The sequence below is a fragment of the Chimaeribacter californicus genome (assembly GCF_002858675.1).
In the GTDB taxonomy this organism is placed as follows: Bacteria; Pseudomonadota; Gammaproteobacteria; order Enterobacterales; family Enterobacteriaceae; genus Chimaeribacter; species Chimaeribacter californicus.
Genome location: NZ_PJZF01000009.1, coordinates 90,794 through 108,491, shown reverse-complemented (window position 1 = coordinate 108,491; position 17,698 = coordinate 90,794). Strand labels below are relative to the sequence as shown.

The window sequence follows — 17,698 nt, the reverse complement described above, 5'->3', positions numbered from 1 at the left end:
AGCATAAAATGGCACATAAAAAGGCTGGCGGCTCGACTCGTAACGGTCGCGATTCCGAAGCTAAACGTCTGGGCGTGAAACGCTTTGGCGGCGAAGCAGTTCTGGCAGGCAGCATCATCGTTCGTCAGCGCGGGACCAAGTTCCACGCAGGCACCAACGTAGGTTGCGGCAAAGACCACACTCTGTTCGCACTGGCTGACGGTAAAGTTAAGTTTGAAGTAAAAGGCCCGAACAATCGTAAATTCATCAGCATCGTTGCTGAATAAGTTTTTCGAGCCTTACTGGTAGATGTAAGCCCCGCAATTCTGTTGCGGGGCTTTTTACATTTTAGAGTGGACGTCGGGGCACGATATGGAAACCAGGCAGCAGGCAGGCATCGGCATCATGCTGGCATTGACCACCGCCGTATTTTGGGGCGCGTTGCCAATTGCGATGAAGCAGGTGCTTCAGGTGATGGACCCTTTCACCGTTGTCTGGTACCGCTTTGCCATGGCCTCGCTGGGCCTGGGCGGGCTGCTGGCTGTCAGGGGTAATCTTCCGCCTGTACGTCTGTTTGGCAAGCCGCGCTGGCTGGCACTGCTTGCGATTGCAACGGCGGGGTTACTGGGGAACTTTATCTTTTTCAGTTCCTCGTTACAGTACCTGAGCCCAACCGCCTCACAGGTGATTGGCCAGCTCTCCCCGGTTGGAATGATGATTGCCAGTGTGTTCATCCTCAAAGAGCGGATGCGCATTACGCAAGTGATTGGGGCCGCGATGCTGATTTGCGGGCTGATCATGTTTTTCAACAGCAGCCTGATTGAAATTTTTACCCGGCTGACAGATTACACGCTGGGTGTGTTGCTCGGGGTGTGCGCGGCGTCAGTCTGGGTATGCTACGGCGTGGCGCAAAAGGTTCTTTTGCGGCGCCTGGCATCGCAACAGATCCTGGTAATGTTGTACACTTTATGTGCAGTGGCGCTTTTTCCTCTGGCTCATCCAGGGGTGATTATGCAATTAAGCGGCTGGCAACTTGCCTGCCTGCTGTTTTGTGGCGCCAACACCCTGATTGGCTATGGCGCGCTGGCTGAGGCCATGGCGCGCTGGCAGGCGGCACAGGTAAGTGCCCTGGTGACGCTGACACCGCTGTTTACCCTGCTATTTTCGAATTTACTGGCATTGGCCTGGCCGCACTTCTTCGCGGTGCCTGCGCTGAATGTGGTGGGATACCTCGGGGCGATCGTTGTGGTGTCAGGGGCAATGTTTTCCGCAATTGGCCATCGTTGGTGGCCCGGGCGGACAGAAAAAAGTCTGGTTGCTTCATTGAAGCACTCAGACGAATGATTTACGGAGACAGCAAATGAAGTTTGTAGATGAAGCCACGATTCTGGTGGTAGCAGGTGATGGCGGTAACGGGTGTGTGAGTTTCCGTCGCGAAAAATATATTCCTAAAGGCGGCCCGGACGGCGGCGACGGCGGCGACGGTGGTGATGTCTACCTGCTGGCGGATGAGAACCTGAATACCCTGATTGACTACCGTTTTGAGAAGTCTTTCCGTGCAGAACGTGGTGAAAACGGCCAAAGCCGTGACTGCACCGGTAAACGCGGCAAAGACATCACCATTAAGGTGCCGGTCGGGACACGTATTATTGACCAGGGTACCGGTGAAGTGGTGGGCGATCTGACCCGTCACCAGCAACGCCTGATGGTCGCCAAGGGCGGCTTCCACGGCCTGGGTAACACCCGGTTTAAATCATCCGTTAACCGTACGCCGCGCCAGAAAACCATGGGTACGCCGGGCGAGAAGCGCGACATCAACCTGGAACTGCTGCTGCTGGCAGACGTCGGTATGCTGGGCCTGCCGAATGCCGGTAAATCGACTTTCATCCGCGCCGTTTCCGCAGCGAAGCCGAAAGTGGCGGACTATCCGTTCACCACACTGGTACCGAGCCTGGGTGTAGTGCGTATGGACAGCGAACAGAGTTTCGTTGTGGCTGATATCCCAGGGCTTATCGAAGGCGCTTCTGAAGGTGCCGGCCTCGGCATCCGCTTCCTGAAGCACCTGGAGCGTTGCCGCGTGCTGCTGCACCTGGTGGATATCGCCCCGATCGATGAATCCAATCCGGTTGAAAATGCCCATGTCATCATCAATGAGCTGAAGCAGTACAGCGAGAAGCTGGCTGAGAAGCCGCGTTGGCTGGTATTCAACAAAGTTGATTTGCTGGACGATGAAGAGGCAGAAGCCCGCGCCAAAGCGATCGCTGAAGAGATGGGCTGGGAAGGGAAATACTACCTGATCTCAGCAGCAAACCGCGCCGGGGTAAATGCCCTGTGCTGGGATGTGATGAGCTTCCTGAACACGCAGCCGCGTGAAATGGCTATTGAAGAAAGCAAGCCGGAGAAAGCCGAGTTCATGTGGGATGATTACCACCGTGAACAGCTGGCTGAAGCTGAGGCTGAAGCCGAAGAAGAGTGGGATGACGACTGGGACGAAGATGACGACGAAGGCGTCGAAATCGTTTACCAGCGTTAATCTGCTGACAAAAGGTTGCCTCCGGGCAACCTTTTTTATGCCTGCTGCCGGGCAATCAGCCGAGGTCAAGGCGGGAAGGGAGCAGGCATTGCGCTGCCAATCCCCCTTCAGACCGGTTCTGTAGCGTCAGTGTCGCGCGATGAAGCTGCGCGATACGAATAACGATATTTAATCCTAACCCGCTGCCGCCATAACGTTGGTCCATCCGCGTAAAGGCTTTGGTCAGTTCCCCCGCCAGGTTTTCATCAATACCCGGCCCTTCGTCGCTCACTGTCAGCTGCCACTGCGCCTGCTGTGCCAGACACGTCACAGTGATACAAGTCTGTTCCGGGCTGTAACGGTGCGCATTTTCCACCAGGTTTCGCAACATCAGCCGCAACAACACGGCATCACCCTGCACCCAGGCCTGAGCCGGCATGTGCCATATCAACGTTTGCCGACGTTGTGCAGCCATCTCCTCCAACTCCTCGCGCAGGGGCAGGGCAACCTCTTCCACCCAATCGATCCGTTGATAATGACCGCCGGCAAAGTTCTGCCCGGCCCGTGATAGCATGAGCAGTTGTTCAATGGTATGCATCAGCAGATCGATACGTGCGATCAACACCCGGCTTTCAGCGATCCCTTTTTGCTCCATCAACTCCAGGTGAAGCCTGATACCGGCCAGGGGCGTGCGCAACTCATGAGCAGCATCGGCGGTAAACAGGCGTTCTTGCTGAATAGTGTTGGATAGCCGGGCCAGCAGTTGATTGAGCGATGTCGTCACCGACACAATCTCCTGCATATCGCTGTTGATCGGCAGGGGAGTCAGATTATCGGCAGAACGGTTCTGCAGACGCTGCTGTAGCTGATTGAGTGGGCGGATAATCCAGCTGATCGCCCAGAAAGAGAGCAGTAACGTGATGCCGAGCATAATCAGCGAGGGGGCCAGCAGGGAGGCCACCGCCTCAGCGATTTCCATTTCCACATGCTGGTTACGTACTTTAGCAGTCAGTGTGTCATTCACCAGCAGGCTTATCTGTTCCCGGCTCTCATGCCAGAGCCAGAAAACGCTGATGAGCTGTGTTACCAGCAAAATTAACGCCAGCATTAACAATAAACGCCGACGCATACTGATCATGGCTGAGCGTCCAGCCGGTAACCAATACCGCGTACAGTACGGATGCGCTCCTTGCCCAATTTGCGCCGGAGATTGTGGATATGCACTTCCAGAGTATTGGAGCCAAAATCGTCCTGCCAGGTGTAGAGATCGTGCTGTAACAGCTCCCGGTTGACTGTCTGCCCCGCACGCAGCATCAGCCGTGACAGAATAGCGAACTCTTTGGGCGTGATCTCCAGGGGCTTGTTATCCAGGGAAACCTGCTGAGTAGAGAGGTTCAGCGTAAGATTATCCAGAATCAGCAGGTTATCGCTGTGCCCTTGATAGCGCCGCAGCAGGGCGCGGACACGTGCCTGGAGCTCAGCCAGCGCAAAGGGCTTGATCAGGTAATCGTCCGCACCTGCGTCCAGCCCTTCAACCCGATCTTCCATGGCATCACGCGCCGTCAGAATTAACACCGGCAGCGCCATGTTTTCACGGCGCCACTGACGCAACAGCGACGTGCCGTCGCGATCCGGCAGCCCCAGATCAAGAATAATTAAGCTGTACTGACTGGCGGGAAGATAACGGACTGCATCAGCAGCCCGGCTGACGCAATCACACACATAGCCCTCCGCAGAAAGCGCGGCCGTAAGCCCTTGTTGTAGCAGTGCATCATCCTCAACAATCAGTATTTTCATTGCTTAATTATTCTGGTAGATATCACGGTAAAGACGGCTCTCAAACCTGACCAGCGGTGCGCGGCGGGTGCGCTGATCTTCCGGTGGCACCGCATAACCGGACAGGTACTGAACAAAGGCCATTTTCTGACCACTCGCCGTGGTAATAAACCCTGCCAGATTATATACACCCTGAAGCGCACCGGTTTTCGCGGAGACTTTGCCATCCACCCCCGCCTCATGCAGGCCGCCACGGTAGCGTAGCGTACCGTCATAGCCGGCCAGCGGCAGCATAGAGATGAAATCAAGCTCGTTGTCATGCTGGGCAATATACTGCAACGCCTGCATCATGGTAGCAGGGGAGAGCAGGTTATGGCGTGATAACCCGGAACCGTCCACCACAATGCTGTTGCCCAGATCCACACCGGCTTTTTGCCGCAAAATCTGCCGGACGGCATCTGCCCCGGCGCGCCACGTTCCCGGCACACCAAAGCGCTCATGACCAATGGTGCGGAACACGGTGTCGGCGATCATGTTGTCAGACTTCTTCAGCATGATTTTCAGCAAGTCATGTAACGGCAGTGATTGCGTCTGCGCCAGCACCGTCCCGGCCGGTGTCGGTAGTGTCTGGCGCTTCAATGTGCCGCCAATCTGGATACCGGCATCCTGAAGTTCATCCTTAAGAATAGCGCCGGCATAAGCGGCACCGTCCTGAATCGCGAACGCCAGCGGCAGCGGGTCAGCTCGCTGGGTCAAACATCCGGTCAGGGTAAAGCGGTTAAGCTCACCCGGCACAACATCCAGCTCGCAATATTGCGCATCCGGCGAGCCTTGTGCCAGGGTTCGTACCTGACTGAACATATGCACCGGGTAGTAGGAGGCAACGCGGATAAACGCGATATCGTCAGGCTTCGGGGCGCTGTAAAGCGAAACTGAAAAACAGTTACGGTCAACAATCGCAGCCGCCGGCGGGGCGCTGAAGCACTGGGTGATGTCATTCCACGGCCAGCCCGGCGCTTTGTCATGGCTGGCAAATACGGACGTATCCACAATCACATCGCCGGTGATTTCATGAATGCCCTGCTTTTTCAGCACCGCAACCATGTTGCGCAGATTCTGCCGTTTAAAGGTCGGGTCGCCGTCGAAACGTGCCACCAGGTTGCCGCGCAATACGCCATCAGCAACCGGCGCACTGCTTTCAAACGTCGTATTGAAGCGGAAGTCCGGCCCCAGTTGCAGTAAGGCGGCCAGTGCAGTCAGGACTTTTTGGGTACTGGCCGGCAATGCCATATGCTGACCATGGTAATCAATGGCGGGCGTCGTTGAGCCTACTTTTTGAACCAGCAGCGCCAGATTGGCACCATCAGGCAGGTATTGCGTGTAATCTTCGACCGGCGCAGCATGGGCAGACAACATAAATGCGCAGGTTAATCCGCTGACAATTCGTGAAAAACGCATAATTTCGGGGCAACAGATGGATAATGTGCCGTCATACTACGGTGCAAAGCAGGAAAAAGTAAACGATGACCCATAATGAACTCTACGTTAAAATGCGTATCAAAATGCAAAACCAATCCTGACCCGGCAATCGCTGCCGGTCAGGATTCTTTTGTTTCTCGCCTGGAAGCGAAAGGGCCACGCCGGTCCTGCGCATTTTCATCCGAACACGTCAGGAAGGCGGATTTTTAAACAGGATAGAAGTAGAGGTAGTGTAACTATGAAACAGATTCCGATGACGTTGCGTGGCGCAGAGAAGTTGCGCGAAGAGCTTGATTACCTGAAGAGTGTACGTCGCCCGAAAATTATCTCTGATATTGCGGATGCGCGTGAGCATGGCGATTTGAAAGAGAATGCTGAGTATCATGCTGCACGTGAGCAACAGGGCTTCTGTGAGGGGCGCATTCAGGAGATCGAGGCGAAACTGTCTAATGCCCAGGTGATCGATATCACAAAAATGCCAAACAATGGCCGGGTGATTTTCGGTGCCACTGTGAAGGTACTGAACCTGGATACGGATGAAGAGCAATCTTACCGTATCGTAGGGGATGACGAAGCTGACTTTAAGCAGAACCTCATTTCAGTAAATTCCCCGATTGCCCGCGGCCTGATTGGTAAAGAACAGGATGACGTGGTGGTCATTAACACCCCGGGCGGCGACGTGGAATATGAAATTTTGCACGTCGATTATCTTTAACGCTGTCCGGATGCTTACAATCCCGCTACATTTGTAAAGATAAGAAAAAGGCCGCATGCGGCCTTTTATCAGAGCAGTGCACATGGCACCTTTTCAGTAAACGTGGGAAGCTTAACGCGGTAAACTGATTTTCCGATCGTCGGATGGACGATAGAGAACCAGAATATTCCCGATAACTTGCACGTTAGCCGCGCCAGTTTCACGCACAATCGCATCAACGATCAGAGTCTTGGTTTCGCGCTCTTCAGCAGCGATCTTCACTTTAATCAGTTCATGATGCGCAAGCGCCTGCTCGATCTCGGCCAGCACCCCTTCGGTGAGCCCGTTATTACCCAGCATAACGACCGGTTTTAACGGATGCGCCAGGCCTTTCAGGTGCTGTTTTTGTTTGTTATTCAGATTCATCGTATTTTTTGCTTAGGTTGGGATTGAAAACGGGTCATTCTACCGCCATCTCAGGTCTATCACCAACCCGGTATCTGCCTCTCCGCCGCTGCCGTACGCTAAGCAATCAATAGTATGTCTCTAAGAGCCTGTAAAACAGGCTTAAAATCAGGATAGTTGGAAAACCGATGACCAATAAAAAGCGTTCTGCCAGCTCCAGCCGCTGGTTACAGGAACACTTTAGCGATAAATATGTCCTGCAGGCACAGAAAAAAGGGCTACGCTCACGTGCCTGGTTTAAACTTGATGAGATACAACAAAGCGACAAACTCTTCAAACCGGGTATGACCGTAGTGGATTTAGGCGCGGCTCCGGGTGGGTGGTCACAGTATGTCGTGACCCAGATTGGCGGAAGCGGGCGCATTATTGCCTGTGATATTTTACCGATGGATCCTATTGTTGGTGTCGATTTCCTCCAGGGGGATTTTCGTGATCCAATGGTGTTGGATGCGCTGTTACAACGCGTAGGCGACAAGAAAGTTCAGGTGGTCATGTCTGATATGGCCCCGAATATGAGTGGTACTCCGGCTGTCGATATTCCTAAATCGATGTATCTGGTTGAATTAGCGCTGGATATGTGTCGTGATGTACTGGCGCCAGGGGGAAGTTTCCTGGTGAAGGTGTTTCAGGGAGATGGGTTTGATGCGTATTTGCGCGAAATCCGCTCTCTGTTTACGAAGGTTAAGATTCGTAAGCCAGACGCTTCCCGGGCACGGTCGCGGGAAGTGTACATCGTAGCGACAGGGCGCAAACTGTAGTACCCTAACGCTGTTTGTTAACACAGTTGTAATATGAGGTTAATCCCTTGAGTGACATGGCGAAAAACCTAATTCTCTGGTTGGTCATCGCAGTTGTGCTGATGTCTGTGTTCCAGAGCTTTGGGCCCAGCGAGTCGAATGGCCGTAGGGTAGATTATTCTACCTTCATGTCCGAATTGACCCAAGACCAGATTCGTGAAGCACGTATCAACGGACGTGAAATCAACGTTACCAAGAAAGACAGTAACCGATACACGACTTATCTTCCTGTTAACGATCCAAAATTACTGGATACCCTGTTAACCAAAAATGTGAAAGTTGTTGGTGAACCGCCGGAAGAACCGAGTTTGCTGGCTTCTATCTTTATCTCCTGGTTCCCGATGCTGTTGCTGATTGGGGTCTGGATCTTCTTCATGCGACAAATGCAGGGCGGCGGTGGCAAAGGCGCTATGTCCTTTGGCAAAAGTAAGGCCCGCATGCTGACAGAAGACCAGATCAAAACCACTTTCTCTGATGTTGCCGGTTGCGACGAAGCGAAAGAAGAGGTCAGTGAACTGGTAGATTACCTGCGTGAACCGAGCCGTTTCCAGAAACTGGGCGGTAAAATTCCGAAAGGCGTTTTGATGGTAGGGCCGCCGGGGACCGGTAAAACCTTGCTGGCGAAAGCGATCGCGGGCGAAGCCAAAGTGCCGTTCTTTACCATTTCCGGTTCTGACTTTGTTGAAATGTTCGTGGGGGTGGGTGCTTCCCGCGTCCGTGATATGTTTGAACAGGCGAAGAAAGCAGCACCTTGCATCATCTTTATCGATGAAATTGATGCCGTAGGTCGCCAGCGTGGCGCAGGTCTGGGCGGGGGCCACGATGAGCGTGAGCAAACGCTGAACCAGATGCTGGTAGAGATGGATGGCTTCGAAGGCAATGAAGGGATTATCGTCATTGCTGCGACGAACCGTCCTGACGTACTGGACCCTGCATTACTGCGTCCGGGCCGTTTCGACCGCCAGGTCGTGGTTGGCCTGCCGGATGTGCGTGGCCGTGAACAGATCCTGAAAGTTCACATGCGCCGCGTGCCGCTGTCACCGGATGTTGATGCATCTGTGATTGCGCGCGGTACGCCAGGCTTCTCTGGTGCTGATCTGGCTAACCTGGTCAACGAAGCAGCGCTGTTTGCTGCACGCGGCAGTAAGCGTGTGGTGTCGATGGTGGAATTCGAGAAAGCCAAAGACAAGATCATGATGGGTGCAGAACGCCGCTCCATGGTGATGACGGAGTCGCAGAAAGAGTCTACGGCCTACCATGAAGCCGGACACGCCATTATTGGCCGCCTGGTGCCCGAGCATGATCCGGTGCATAAAGTGACGATCATTCCACGTGGCCGAGCGCTGGGTGTGACCTTCTTCCTGCCGGAAGGCGATGCGATCAGTGCCAGCCGTCAGAAACTGGAAAGCCAGATTTCTACGCTGTACGGCGGCCGTCTGGCAGAAGAGATCATCTACGGGCCGGAAAAAGTCTCTACCGGTGCGTCAAATGACATCAAAGTTGCGACGTCAATTGCGCGTAACATGGTGACCCAATGGGGCTTCTCTGAGAAGCTGGGGCCACTGCTGTATGCGGAAGAAGAAGGCGAAGTGTTCTTGGGTCGCTCAGTAGCAAAAGCCAAACATATGTCTGATGAAACAGCACGTATCATCGACCAGGAAGTAAAATCCCTGATTGAGCGCAACTATGTGCGTGCCCGTTCGCTGTTGATGGAAAACATGGATATCCTGCATTCTATGAAAGATGCACTGATGAAGTATGAAACCATCGACGCGCCACAGATTGATGACCTGATGAACCGTAAAGATGTGCGTCCGCCGGCTGGTTGGGATGACGCGGTAAAAAACAACTCGAATGATGGCGGCTCTCCTAAAGCCCCAACACCGGTTGATGACCCGCGCACAGCAAACCCCGGCAACACCATGTTTGAACAGCTGGGCGACAAGTAAGTTTCACGCCTGCCTGACATGCTGTTTGCTACATACTAACCCCGGGCTCGCCCGGGGTTTTTTATTGTCTGTTATATACGCTACACGGTGGAGAACAACCTATGCAGCTGACTGCAGGAAGCCGCTCACTTAACCTGCTTTACCCACAGGTAATGGGGATTTTGAATGTAACGCCCGACTCGTTTTCAGATGGCGGTAAACATAACACCACTGAACGTGCGTTGCGCCATGCCCAAACGATGATTGAAGCCGGGGCCACACTGATTGACGTTGGGGGCGAATCCACCCGGCCAGGCGCGGCAGAGGTCAGTGAGCAAGAGGAGCTGGATCGGGTTATCCCGGTAGTTGAAGCACTGGCCCGCTATTTTGATGTCTGGATTTCAGTCGATACCTCAAAGCCTGCGGTGATTACTGCAAGCGCTGCAGCAGGTGCAGATTTGATTAACGATGTCCGATCTCTGCAGGAGCCGGGTGCATTGGCCGCGGCGGCTAAAACCGGGCTGCCGGTTTGCCTGATGCATATGCAGGGGCAGCCCTCCACCATGCAACAGGCACCACATTATGACGATTTAATGGGCGATGTTTTCACCTTCTTCCGGCATCATATTGCCCGTTGTGAACAGGCAGGGATAGACAGGGAAAAATTGGTACTCGACCCGGGCTTTGGTTTCGGTAAGAATTTATCGCACAATTATCAGTTATTGAACCGCTTGTCCGAGCTGCATCATTTTAATTTGCCGCTTCTGGTGGGGATGTCGCGCAAATCGATGGTGGGGCAGCTGTTAAATATTCCTCCTGAACAACGTGTTTCCGGCAGTGTTGCCTGTGCAGTGATTGCCGCCATGAAAGGGGCCAAAATTATCCGGGTGCATGACGTTAAAGAAACGGTTGAGGCAATGCGCGTGGTTGAAGCAACACTTTATGCGAAGGATTAAAAAGAGATTATGAGTAACCGTAAATACTTTGGCACTGATGGCATCCGCGGGAAAGTAGGGCAGAGCCCTATTACACCTGATTTTGTACTGAAGCTGGGCTGGGCTGCAGGTAAAGTGCTGGCGCGCAATGGTTCCCGGAAAATCATCATCGGAAAGGATACGCGCATTTCAGGCTATATGCTGGAGTCCGCTCTGGAAGCAGGCCTGGCTGCCGCAGGGTTATCAGCTGCCTTTACCGGGCCGATGCCCACACCGGCCGTTGCCTATCTGACCCGTACCTTCCGGGCCGAGGCTGGCATTGTCATCTCCGCTTCTCATAATCCATTCTATGACAACGGCATCAAATTTTTCTCCATTGATGGCGCGAAATTGCCGGATGATGTGGAAGAAGCGATTGAAGCTGAAATGGAAAAGCCGCTGACCTGTGTGGAGTCCAGTGAACTGGGTAAAGCCAGCCGTATCGTTGATGCTGCCGGCCGTTACATTGAGTTCTGCAAAGGGACTTTCCCCAGTGAGTTAAGCCTGAGCGGGCTGAAAATCGTGGTGGACTGTGCCAATGGTGCGACTTATCACATTGCCCCGAGTGTACTGCGCGAGCTGGGCGCGAAAGTGATTGCCATTGGCTGTGAGCCTGATGGCATGAACATCAATGAAAAATGCGGCGCAACAGATGTGCGTGAGCTGCAAAAACGCGTGGTGGCAGAAAAGGCGGATGTTGGGCTGGCCCTGGATGGTGACGGTGACCGCGTGATGATGGTAGACCATCAGGGTAATACAGTAGATGGTGACCAAATCCTGTACATCATTGCGCGTGAGGGGCTTCGCCAGGGGCAACTGCGTGGTGGTGCTGTCGGTACGCTGATGAGCAATATGGGGCTGGAGCTGGCATTGAAACAGCTGGGCATTCCCTTTGCGCGCGCCAAAGTGGGTGACCGTTATGTGCTGGAGAAAATGCAGGAGAAAGGGTGGCGTATCGGCGCTGAAAATTCCGGGCATGTAATCCTGCTGGACAAAACCACGACCGGAGACGGCATTGTAGCAGGTTTGCAAGTACTCACTGCGATGGTGCGTAACCATATGAGCCTGCATGATCTCTGCAGCGGCATGAAACTGCTGCCGCAAATCCTGGTGAATGTGCGTTTCGCCGGGGAAAATGATCCGCTGCATTCCCCTGAAGTGATGAAAGTGACGGAAGAGGTCGAGAAACAGCTGGCAGGTAAAGGCCGGGTTCTGCTGCGTAAATCGGGCACTGAGCCTTTGATTCGCGTCATGGTTGAAGGTGAGGATGCCATTCTGGTCGAGTCGCTGGCAAACCGTATAGCCGATGCGGTAAAAGCTGCAGGCTGAGTATAGTGATTATCTGCCGGCCATTACGCCCTGTATGGCCGGCAATTTTCTGTAATCCATTATGGTCTGGCGTTTTTTTCCGCAATCAAACCAGATATAAAAAATTGCCCTTGCGCCTTATGCTCCCTTTGGTTAGTATTCACACCCGCTTCAGTAGGTGAGTGAGTTAGCCTGACCTGCTTAATTGGTGCGAAGCAATTGGCATGCGGTGAAGCCGCAAGGATACAGGTACGTTTATGTACGAAGCTCTTCTGGTTATTTTCCTGATCGTAGCGTTAGGGCTTGTGGCTCTGATTATGCTGCAGCAAGGTAAAGGTGCGGATATGGGCGCTTCTTTCGGAGCAGGTGGTTCAGCCACATTGTTCGGTTCAAGCGGCTCCGGTAACTTCATGACCCGCATGACGGCAATTCTGGCAACACTGTTTTTCGTCATCAGCCTGATCCTAGGCAACCTGAGCAGTAACCAAAGCCATAAAGGCAGTGAGTGGGAAAACCTGGGTCAACCAGTAAAATCTGAGCAGACAACTGCACCGGCAGCACCGGCTCAGAACAGTGACCTGCCGCAGTAAGCGAAACGTCACAAACAGCAGTAAACGCTTTTCAAATAACGGTTAATGCGTATAAGCAGCAAAGACGGTTATTTAAAAAAAAGTGCCGAGGTGGTGGAATTGGTAGACACGCTACCTTGAGGTGGTAGTGCCCGCATGGGCTTACGGGTTCAAGTCCCGTCCTCGGTACCAATCCTTTTATAGATTTGCATTTTCGCAAATTTCGGCGTAGTATTCGCCACGTTTTCGGACGCGGGGTGGAGCAGCTTGGTAGCTCGTCGGGCTCATAACCCGAAGGTCGTCGGTTCAAATCCGGCCCCCGCAACCACTTTCCCTTAAAGTCTTTTTTCAAATATACTGTGAATGAGTCAACAGTGTTTTCAGGGCAATTTGAAAAAATTCTTGCCAGAAAGTGCACCGAAGCCGCACTGCGGCAAATAGGGTCCAGTCACAAAAAGCCCCGATTTATCGGGGTTTTTTGTTATTTGACAACAGAATCACTGGGCTATTAAGCCCTTTTTTTATGTCTTGGGGGTGGGCTTGTCCACATTAGAGCAAAAATTGACAGAGATGATTACCGCGCCGGTGGAAGCGTTAGGCTATGAACTGGTCGGTATCGAATTCATCCGTAGTCGCCAATCAACGCTACGCATCTATATTGATAGTGAAGACGGCATCAATGTCGACGATTGTGCTGATGTAAGCCATCAGGTGAGCGCAGTGCTTGATGTTGAAGATCCCATCACTGTGGCTTACAACCTGGAAGTCTCCTCTCCGGGCCTTGATCGTCCTATGTTCACCGCTGAACACTATACCCGTTATCTTGGTGAAGAAGTCAGCATTGTCCTGCGTATGGCAATGCAAAACCGTCGTAAATGGCAGGGTATTATCAAGGCTGTCGATGGTGAGATGATCACGGTGACTGTGGATGGGAAAGATGAAGTGTTCGCGCTGAGTAACATCCAGAAAGCGAACCTGGTACCCCACTTTTAAAGTTAGGATGAGGCAACTAGGATGAATAAAGAGATTCTGGCTGTTGTAGAAGCAGTTTCGAACGAAAAAGCCCTCCCGCGGGAAAAGATTTTTGAAGCGCTGGAAACTGCACTGTCTACGGCGACAAAGAAAAAATACGAGCAAGAAATTGACGTGCGCGTCAGCATTGACCGCAAAACCGGGGATTTTGATACCTTCCGCCGCTGGTTGGTTGTCGAGGAAGTCACCCAACCTACGCGTGAAATCACCCGTGATGCTGCCCAGTTTGAAGACCCGTCTATTGATGTAGGCGGCTATATTGAAGATCAGATTGAATCTGTCACCTTCGACCGCATCACCACCCAGACGGCAAAACAGGTTATCGTACAGAAAGTCCGTGAAGCGGAACGTGCGATGGTGGTTGACCAATTCCGTGAGCAGGAAGGTGAAATCGTCACCGGCGTCGTGAAGAAAGTAAACCGTGACAGCATCTCCCTGGATTTGGGCAATAATGCTGAAGCTGTTATTCTGCGTGAAGATATGCTGCCGCGTGAAAACTTCCGTCCGGGTGACCGCATCCGTGGTGTACTGTATGCCGTACGTCCGGAAGCGCGAGGCGCGCAACTGTTTGTCAGCCGTTCCCGTCCGGAAATGCTGATTGAACTGTTCCGCATTGAAGTGCCGGAAATTGGCGAAGAAGTCATTGAAATTAAAGCGGCAGCCCGCGATCCGGGTTCCCGTGCAAAAATCGCTGTGAAGACCAATGACAAGCGCATCGATCCGGTGGGTGCTTGCGTCGGTATGCGTGGCGCGCGTGTTCAGGCTGTTTCCAGTGAACTGGGCGGTGAGCGCATTGATATCGTGTTGTGGGATGACAATCCGGCACAATTCGTCATTAACGCGATGGCGCCGGCTGATGTGGCGTCAATTGTGGTTGACGAAGATCGACACACGATGGATATCGCCGTAGAGGCCAGCAATCTGGCTCAGGCGATTGGCCGTAACGGCCAGAACGTACGTTTGGCTTCCCAACTGAGTGGCTGGGAACTGAACGTCATGACGGCAGATGACTTGCAGGCCAAACATCAGGCTGAAGCGCATGCTGCTATCGATACCTTCACTAAACACCTCGATATTGACGAAGATTTCGCGACTGTCCTGGTGGAAGAAGGTTTCTCTACGCTTGAAGAGTTGGCCTATGTGCCAATGAAAGAACTTCTGGAAATCGACGGTCTGGACGAAGATACAGTAGAAGCGCTGCGCGAACGCGCCAAAGCTGCACTGACCACCCTGGCACTGGCACAGGAAGAGAGTCTTGGCGATAAGCAACCCGCTGACGATCTGCTGAACCTGGCTGGTCTGGAACGCAGCATGGCATTTAAACTGGCTGCGCGTGGGGTTTGTACGCTGGAAGATCTTGCCGAGCAGGGTGTTGACGACCTGTCAGATATTGAAGGGCTTGACGATACGCAAGCCGGCGAGCTGATCATGGCCGCACGTAATATCTGCTGGTTCGGCGACAATGCGTAATAAACTGTAGCAGGAAGGAACAGCATGACAGATGTAACCGTAAAATCATTGGCCGCAGAGATCCAAACTTCGGTTGATCGCCTGGTACAGCAGTTTGCTGATGCAGGGATCAATAAATCCGAAGCGGACTCTGTGACCCAGCACGAGAAAGAGACATTACTGGCGCATCTGAACCGTGATAATGGCGGCGCGTCAAATAAACTGACATTGCAACGCAAAACGCGTAGTACCCTGAATATCCCGAGCACCGGCGGTAAAAGTAAATCGGTGCAAATTGAGGTCCGCAAGAAACGCACTTATGTTAAACGCGACACGTCAGAGGCTGAACAGGCTCAGGCTGAAGCGGAAGAGCAGGCACGGCGCGAAGCGGAAGAGCAGGCACGACGCCTGGCAGAAGAGCAAGCTCAACGTGAGGCCGCAGAGAAAGCGAAGCGTGTAGCCGATGAGCAAGCCAAACGTGAGGCCGCTGAAAAAGCTAAGCGTGACGCAGCGGAAAAAGAAAAAGTGACTAATCAACATACCGACGAAATGACCAAGCCAGCTCAGACAGAAAAAGCACGACGCGAGGCTGAGGCCGCCGAACTTAAACGCAAAGCAGAAGACGAAGCACGCCGTAAGGTTGAAGAGAACGCCCGTCTTGTTGCAGAAGAAGCCCGTAAAATGGCTGACTCCGGCGTATGGACTGAAACGGCTGAGCCTGCTGAATCCGAGTCTGCTGACTATCATGTCACCACGTCTCACCATGCCCGCGAAGCGGAAGACGAGAACGATCGTCAGGTTGAAGGCGAGCGCCGCAGCCGTGTCCGTACCAGCAAATCGACCAAGCAAAAGAAAGGCAGCAAGCTGTCTGAATCCAAAGCCGATCGTGAAGAGGCCCGCGCTGTTACCCGTGGCGGTAAAGGTAAGCGTAAGCCAAGCACCCTGCAGCAGGGCTTTAACAAGCCGGCCCAGGCCGTGAACCGCGATGTGGTGATTGGTGAGACCCTGACGGTTGCTGAGCTCGCGAACAAGATGGCAGTCAAAGGTTCTCAGGTCATCAAAGCGATGATGAAACTGGGTGCTATGGCGACCATCAACCAGGTCATCGATCAGGAAACCGCACAACTGGTTGCTGAAGAGATGGGCCATAAAGTTATCCTGCGTCGTGAAAACGAACTGGAAGAAGCGGTGATGAGTGACCGTGACACCGGTGCCGGTGCAGAATCCCGTGCACCTGTCGTGACCATCATGGGCCACGTTGACCATGGTAAAACCTCTCTGCTTGACTACATCCGCTCAACGAAAGTTGCAGCCGGTGAAGCAGGCGGCATTACCCAGCACATCGGTGCTTATCATGTTGAAACCGAAAACGGCATGATCACCTTCCTGGATACCCCGGGCCACGCTGCGTTTACTGCAATGCGTGCCCGTGGTGCCCAGGCGACCGACATCGTTGTTCTGGTTGTGGCTGCCGATGACGGCGTGATGCCACAAACGATCGAAGCTATTCAGCACGCCAAAGCGGCCAATGTGCCGATTGTGGTTGCGGTTAACAAAATCGACAAACCAGAAGCCGATCCGGATCGCGTTAAGCATGAACTCTCCCAGTACGGTGTTATGCCGGAAGAGTGGGGCGGCGAATCTCAGTTCATGCACGTTTCCGCCAAAGCGGGTACCGGTATTGATGAACTGCTGGACGCCATCCTGCTGCAGGCTGAAGTTCTGGAGCTGAAAGCTATCCGTAACGGTATGGCGAGCGGTGTGGTTATCGAATCCTTCCTGGACAAAGGCCGTGGCCCGGTTGCAACGGTGCTGGTGCGTGAAGGTACCCTCAACAAGGGCGATATCGTGCTGTGTGGCTTTGAATATGGCCGTGTACGTGCGATGCGTGATGAGCTGGGCCGTGAGATCAACTCTGCGGGTCCGTCCATTCCGGTTGAGATCCTGGGCCTGTCCGGTGTACCGGCAGCGGGTGACGAAGCAACCGTAGTCCGTGACGAGAAGAAAGCCCGTGAAGTGGCACTCTATCGTCAGGGCAAATTCCGCGAAGTCAAACTGGCACGTCAGCAGAAATCCAAGCTGGAAAACATGTTTGCTAACATGACCGAAGGCGAAGTATCTGAGCTGAATATCGTCTTTAAAGCTGACGTTCAAGGTTCTGTAGAAGCGATTGCCGACTCCCTGATGAAGCTCTCCACCGACGAAGTGAAGGTGAAGATTGTGGGTTCTGGCGTGGGCGGTATCACCGAAACCGACGCGACCCTGGCCGCAGCATCCAACGCCATCGTCATTGGCTTTAACGTGCGTGCTGATGCCTCTGCCCGCCGCGTTATCGATGCTGAAAGCCTCGACCTGCGTTACTACTCCGTGATCTACGACCTGATCGACGAAGTGAAACAGGCGATGAGCGGTATGTTGGCACCGGAATACAAACAGCAGATCATCGGCCTGGCCGAAGTGCGTGATGTATTCAAATCGCCGAAATTTGGTGCGATTGCCGGTTGTATGGTTACCGAAGGGATCATCAAGCGTCACAGCCCGATCCGTGTACTGCGCGAAAACGTGGTTATCTATGAAGGCGAGCTGGAATCCCTGCGCCGCTTCAAAGATGACGTCAGCGAAGTGCGTAACGGCATGGAGTGTGGTATCGGCGTGAAGAACTATAATGACGTTCGTACCGGCGACATGATCGAAGTCTTCGAAACCATCGAGATCCAACGCACCATCGCTTAATCA

The 17,698-nt window shown here is 53.3% G+C and carries 16 protein-coding genes and 2 tRNA genes; 14 read left to right on the top strand and 4 right to left on the bottom strand.

All coding sequences use genetic code 11. The features are described from left to right. Positions 1 to 8: 8 nt before the first annotated feature. The 3 genes from rpmA (at position 9) to cgtA (ending at position 2,512) form a co-directional block, all read left to right on the top strand. Complete coding sequence (gene rpmA / locus CYR55_RS12175; protein WP_072927085.1) at positions 9 to 266, top strand: 50S ribosomal protein L27; 258 nt, start codon at positions 9 to 11, stop codon at positions 264 to 266. A gap of 85 nt (positions 267 to 351) precedes the next feature. Further along, positions 352 to 1,323: a DMT family transporter gene (locus CYR55_RS12170; RefSeq protein WP_101816400.1), complete on the top strand. Its 972-nt coding sequence runs from the start codon at positions 352 to 354 to the stop codon at positions 1,321 to 1,323. A gap of 16 nt (positions 1,324 to 1,339) precedes the next feature. After that, positions 1,340 to 2,512 carry an Obg family GTPase CgtA gene (gene cgtA, locus CYR55_RS12165; protein ID WP_101816399.1) on the top strand — a complete coding sequence of 391 codons (1,173 nt, stop codon included), beginning with the start codon at positions 1,340 to 1,342 and terminating at the stop codon, positions 2,510 to 2,512. Between the two features lie 55 nt (positions 2,513 to 2,567). Here cgtA and pmrB read toward each other — a convergent pair whose 3' ends face one another. From pmrB to dacB, 3 genes are read right to left on the bottom strand one after another with little or no spacing between them, the layout of a single operon-like run. Then, entirely contained in the window at positions 2,568 to 3,629 is a 1,062-nt protein-coding gene (gene pmrB, locus CYR55_RS12160; protein ID WP_101816398.1) for a two-component system sensor histidine kinase PmrB, read from the bottom strand. After that, complete coding sequence (gene pmrA / locus CYR55_RS12155) at positions 3,626 to 4,288, bottom strand: two-component system response regulator PmrA (protein WP_101816397.1); 663 nt, start codon at positions 4,286 to 4,288, stop codon at positions 3,626 to 3,628. The genes pmrB and pmrA overlap by 4 nt, the downstream gene beginning before the upstream one ends. 3 nt (positions 4,289 to 4,291) lie before the next feature. Beyond that, on the bottom strand, positions 4,292 to 5,725 hold the full coding sequence (gene dacB / locus CYR55_RS12150; protein ID WP_101816396.1) for a serine-type D-Ala-D-Ala carboxypeptidase: 1,434 nt from the start codon (positions 5,723 to 5,725) through the stop codon (positions 4,292 to 4,294). A gap of 259 nt (positions 5,726 to 5,984) precedes the next feature. On the opposite strand from dacB, the gene greA reads away from it, so the two are divergent. Beyond that, positions 5,985 to 6,461 (top strand): transcription elongation factor GreA, encoded by a 477-nt coding sequence (greA, locus tag CYR55_RS12145; protein ID WP_101816395.1) that lies wholly within the window; start codon positions 5,985 to 5,987, stop codon positions 6,459 to 6,461. Between the two features lie 111 nt (positions 6,462 to 6,572). On the opposite strand, the gene yhbY is transcribed toward greA, so the two are convergent. Beyond that, positions 6,573 to 6,866: a ribosome assembly RNA-binding protein YhbY gene (yhbY, locus tag CYR55_RS12140; protein WP_072927097.1), complete on the bottom strand. Its 294-nt coding sequence runs from the start codon at positions 6,864 to 6,866 to the stop codon at positions 6,573 to 6,575. 167 nt (positions 6,867 to 7,033) lie between these two features. Here yhbY and rlmE point away from each other — a divergent pair, with 167 nt between their 5' ends. The 10 genes from rlmE to infB all read left to right on the top strand — a co-directional run bounded on the left by rlmE (position 7,034) and on the right by infB (position 17,695). Then, positions 7,034 to 7,663, top strand: coding sequence for a 23S rRNA (uridine(2552)-2'-O)-methyltransferase RlmE (gene rlmE, locus CYR55_RS12135; RefSeq protein WP_101816394.1), 630 nt, complete (start codon positions 7,034 to 7,036; stop codon positions 7,661 to 7,663). Positions 7,664 to 7,719: 56 nt separating this feature from the next. Continuing rightward, positions 7,720 to 9,651, top strand: coding sequence for an ATP-dependent zinc metalloprotease FtsH (ftsH, locus tag CYR55_RS12130; protein WP_101816393.1), 1,932 nt, complete (start codon positions 7,720 to 7,722; stop codon positions 9,649 to 9,651). Positions 9,652 to 9,752: 101 nt separating this feature from the next. After that, on the top strand, positions 9,753 to 10,586 hold the full coding sequence (gene folP / locus CYR55_RS12125) for a dihydropteroate synthase (RefSeq protein ID WP_101816392.1): 834 nt from the start codon (positions 9,753 to 9,755) through the stop codon (positions 10,584 to 10,586). Between the two features lie 9 nt (positions 10,587 to 10,595). Further along, positions 10,596 to 11,933, top strand: coding sequence for a phosphoglucosamine mutase (gene glmM, locus CYR55_RS12120; RefSeq protein WP_101816391.1), 1,338 nt, complete (start codon positions 10,596 to 10,598; stop codon positions 11,931 to 11,933). A gap of 236 nt (positions 11,934 to 12,169) precedes the next feature. Then, positions 12,170 to 12,502, top strand: a complete 333-nt coding sequence (gene secG / locus CYR55_RS12115) for a preprotein translocase subunit SecG (protein ID WP_072927106.1) — start codon at positions 12,170 to 12,172, stop codon at positions 12,500 to 12,502. A gap of 84 nt (positions 12,503 to 12,586) precedes the next feature. After that, a tRNA-Leu gene (locus tag CYR55_RS12110) sits at positions 12,587 to 12,673 on the top strand. A 59-nt stretch (positions 12,674 to 12,732) separates the two neighbouring features. Next, a tRNA-Met gene (locus CYR55_RS12105) sits at positions 12,733 to 12,809 on the top strand. Positions 12,810 to 13,021: 212 nt separating this feature from the next. Next, positions 13,022 to 13,474 (top strand): ribosome maturation factor RimP, encoded by a 453-nt coding sequence (rimP, locus tag CYR55_RS12100; protein WP_139300262.1) that lies wholly within the window; start codon positions 13,022 to 13,024, stop codon positions 13,472 to 13,474. A 21-nt stretch (positions 13,475 to 13,495) separates the two neighbouring features. Further along, positions 13,496 to 14,983, top strand: a complete 1,488-nt coding sequence (nusA, locus tag CYR55_RS12095; RefSeq protein ID WP_101816390.1) for a transcription termination factor NusA — start codon at positions 13,496 to 13,498, stop codon at positions 14,981 to 14,983. A 24-nt stretch (positions 14,984 to 15,007) separates the two neighbouring features. Next, on the top strand, positions 15,008 to 17,695 hold the full coding sequence (infB, locus tag CYR55_RS12090) for a translation initiation factor IF-2 (RefSeq protein WP_101816389.1): 2,688 nt from the start codon (positions 15,008 to 15,010) through the stop codon (positions 17,693 to 17,695). The last annotated feature ends 3 nt before the right edge of the window (positions 17,696 to 17,698 follow it).

What these genes read in the sequence shown, in the direction of transcription:
- folP (WP_101816392.1), top strand. Translation starts at nt 9,753, where the DNA reads ATGCAGCTGACTGCAGGAAGCCGCTCACTTAACCTGCTTTACCCACAG.
- ftsH (WP_101816393.1), top strand. Translation starts at nt 7,720, where the DNA reads ATGGCGAAAAACCTAATTCTCTGGTTGGTCATCGCAGTTGTGCTGATG.
- CYR55_RS12170 (WP_101816400.1), top strand. Translation starts at nt 352, where the DNA reads ATGGAAACCAGGCAGCAGGCAGGCATCGGCATCATGCTGGCATTGACC.
- cgtA (WP_101816399.1), top strand. Translation starts at nt 1,340, where the DNA reads ATGAAGTTTGTAGATGAAGCCACGATTCTGGTGGTAGCAGGTGATGGC.
- greA (WP_101816395.1), top strand. Translation starts at nt 5,985, where the DNA reads ATGAAACAGATTCCGATGACGTTGCGTGGCGCAGAGAAGTTGCGCGAA.
- glmM (WP_101816391.1), top strand. Translation starts at nt 10,596, where the DNA reads ATGAGTAACCGTAAATACTTTGGCACTGATGGCATCCGCGGGAAAGTA.
- pmrA (WP_101816397.1), bottom strand. Translation starts at nt 4,288, where the DNA reads ATGAAAATACTGATTGTTGAGGATGATGCACTGCTACAACAAGGGCTT.
- dacB (WP_101816396.1), bottom strand. Translation starts at nt 5,725, where the DNA reads ATGCGTTTTTCACGAATTGTCAGCGGATTAACCTGCGCATTTATGTTG.
- infB (WP_101816389.1), top strand. Translation starts at nt 15,008, where the DNA reads ATGACAGATGTAACCGTAAAATCATTGGCCGCAGAGATCCAAACTTCG.
- pmrB (WP_101816398.1), bottom strand. Translation starts at nt 3,629, where the DNA reads ATGATCAGTATGCGTCGGCGTTTATTGTTAATGCTGGCGTTAATTTTG.
- secG (WP_072927106.1), top strand. Translation starts at nt 12,170, where the DNA reads ATGTACGAAGCTCTTCTGGTTATTTTCCTGATCGTAGCGTTAGGGCTT.
- rpmA (WP_072927085.1), top strand. Translation starts at nt 9, where the DNA reads ATGGCACATAAAAAGGCTGGCGGCTCGACTCGTAACGGTCGCGATTCC.
- nusA (WP_101816390.1), top strand. Translation starts at nt 13,496, where the DNA reads ATGAATAAAGAGATTCTGGCTGTTGTAGAAGCAGTTTCGAACGAAAAA.
- yhbY (WP_072927097.1), bottom strand. Translation starts at nt 6,866, where the DNA reads ATGAATCTGAATAACAAACAAAAACAGCACCTGAAAGGCCTGGCGCAT.
- rlmE (WP_101816394.1), top strand. Translation starts at nt 7,034, where the DNA reads ATGACCAATAAAAAGCGTTCTGCCAGCTCCAGCCGCTGGTTACAGGAA.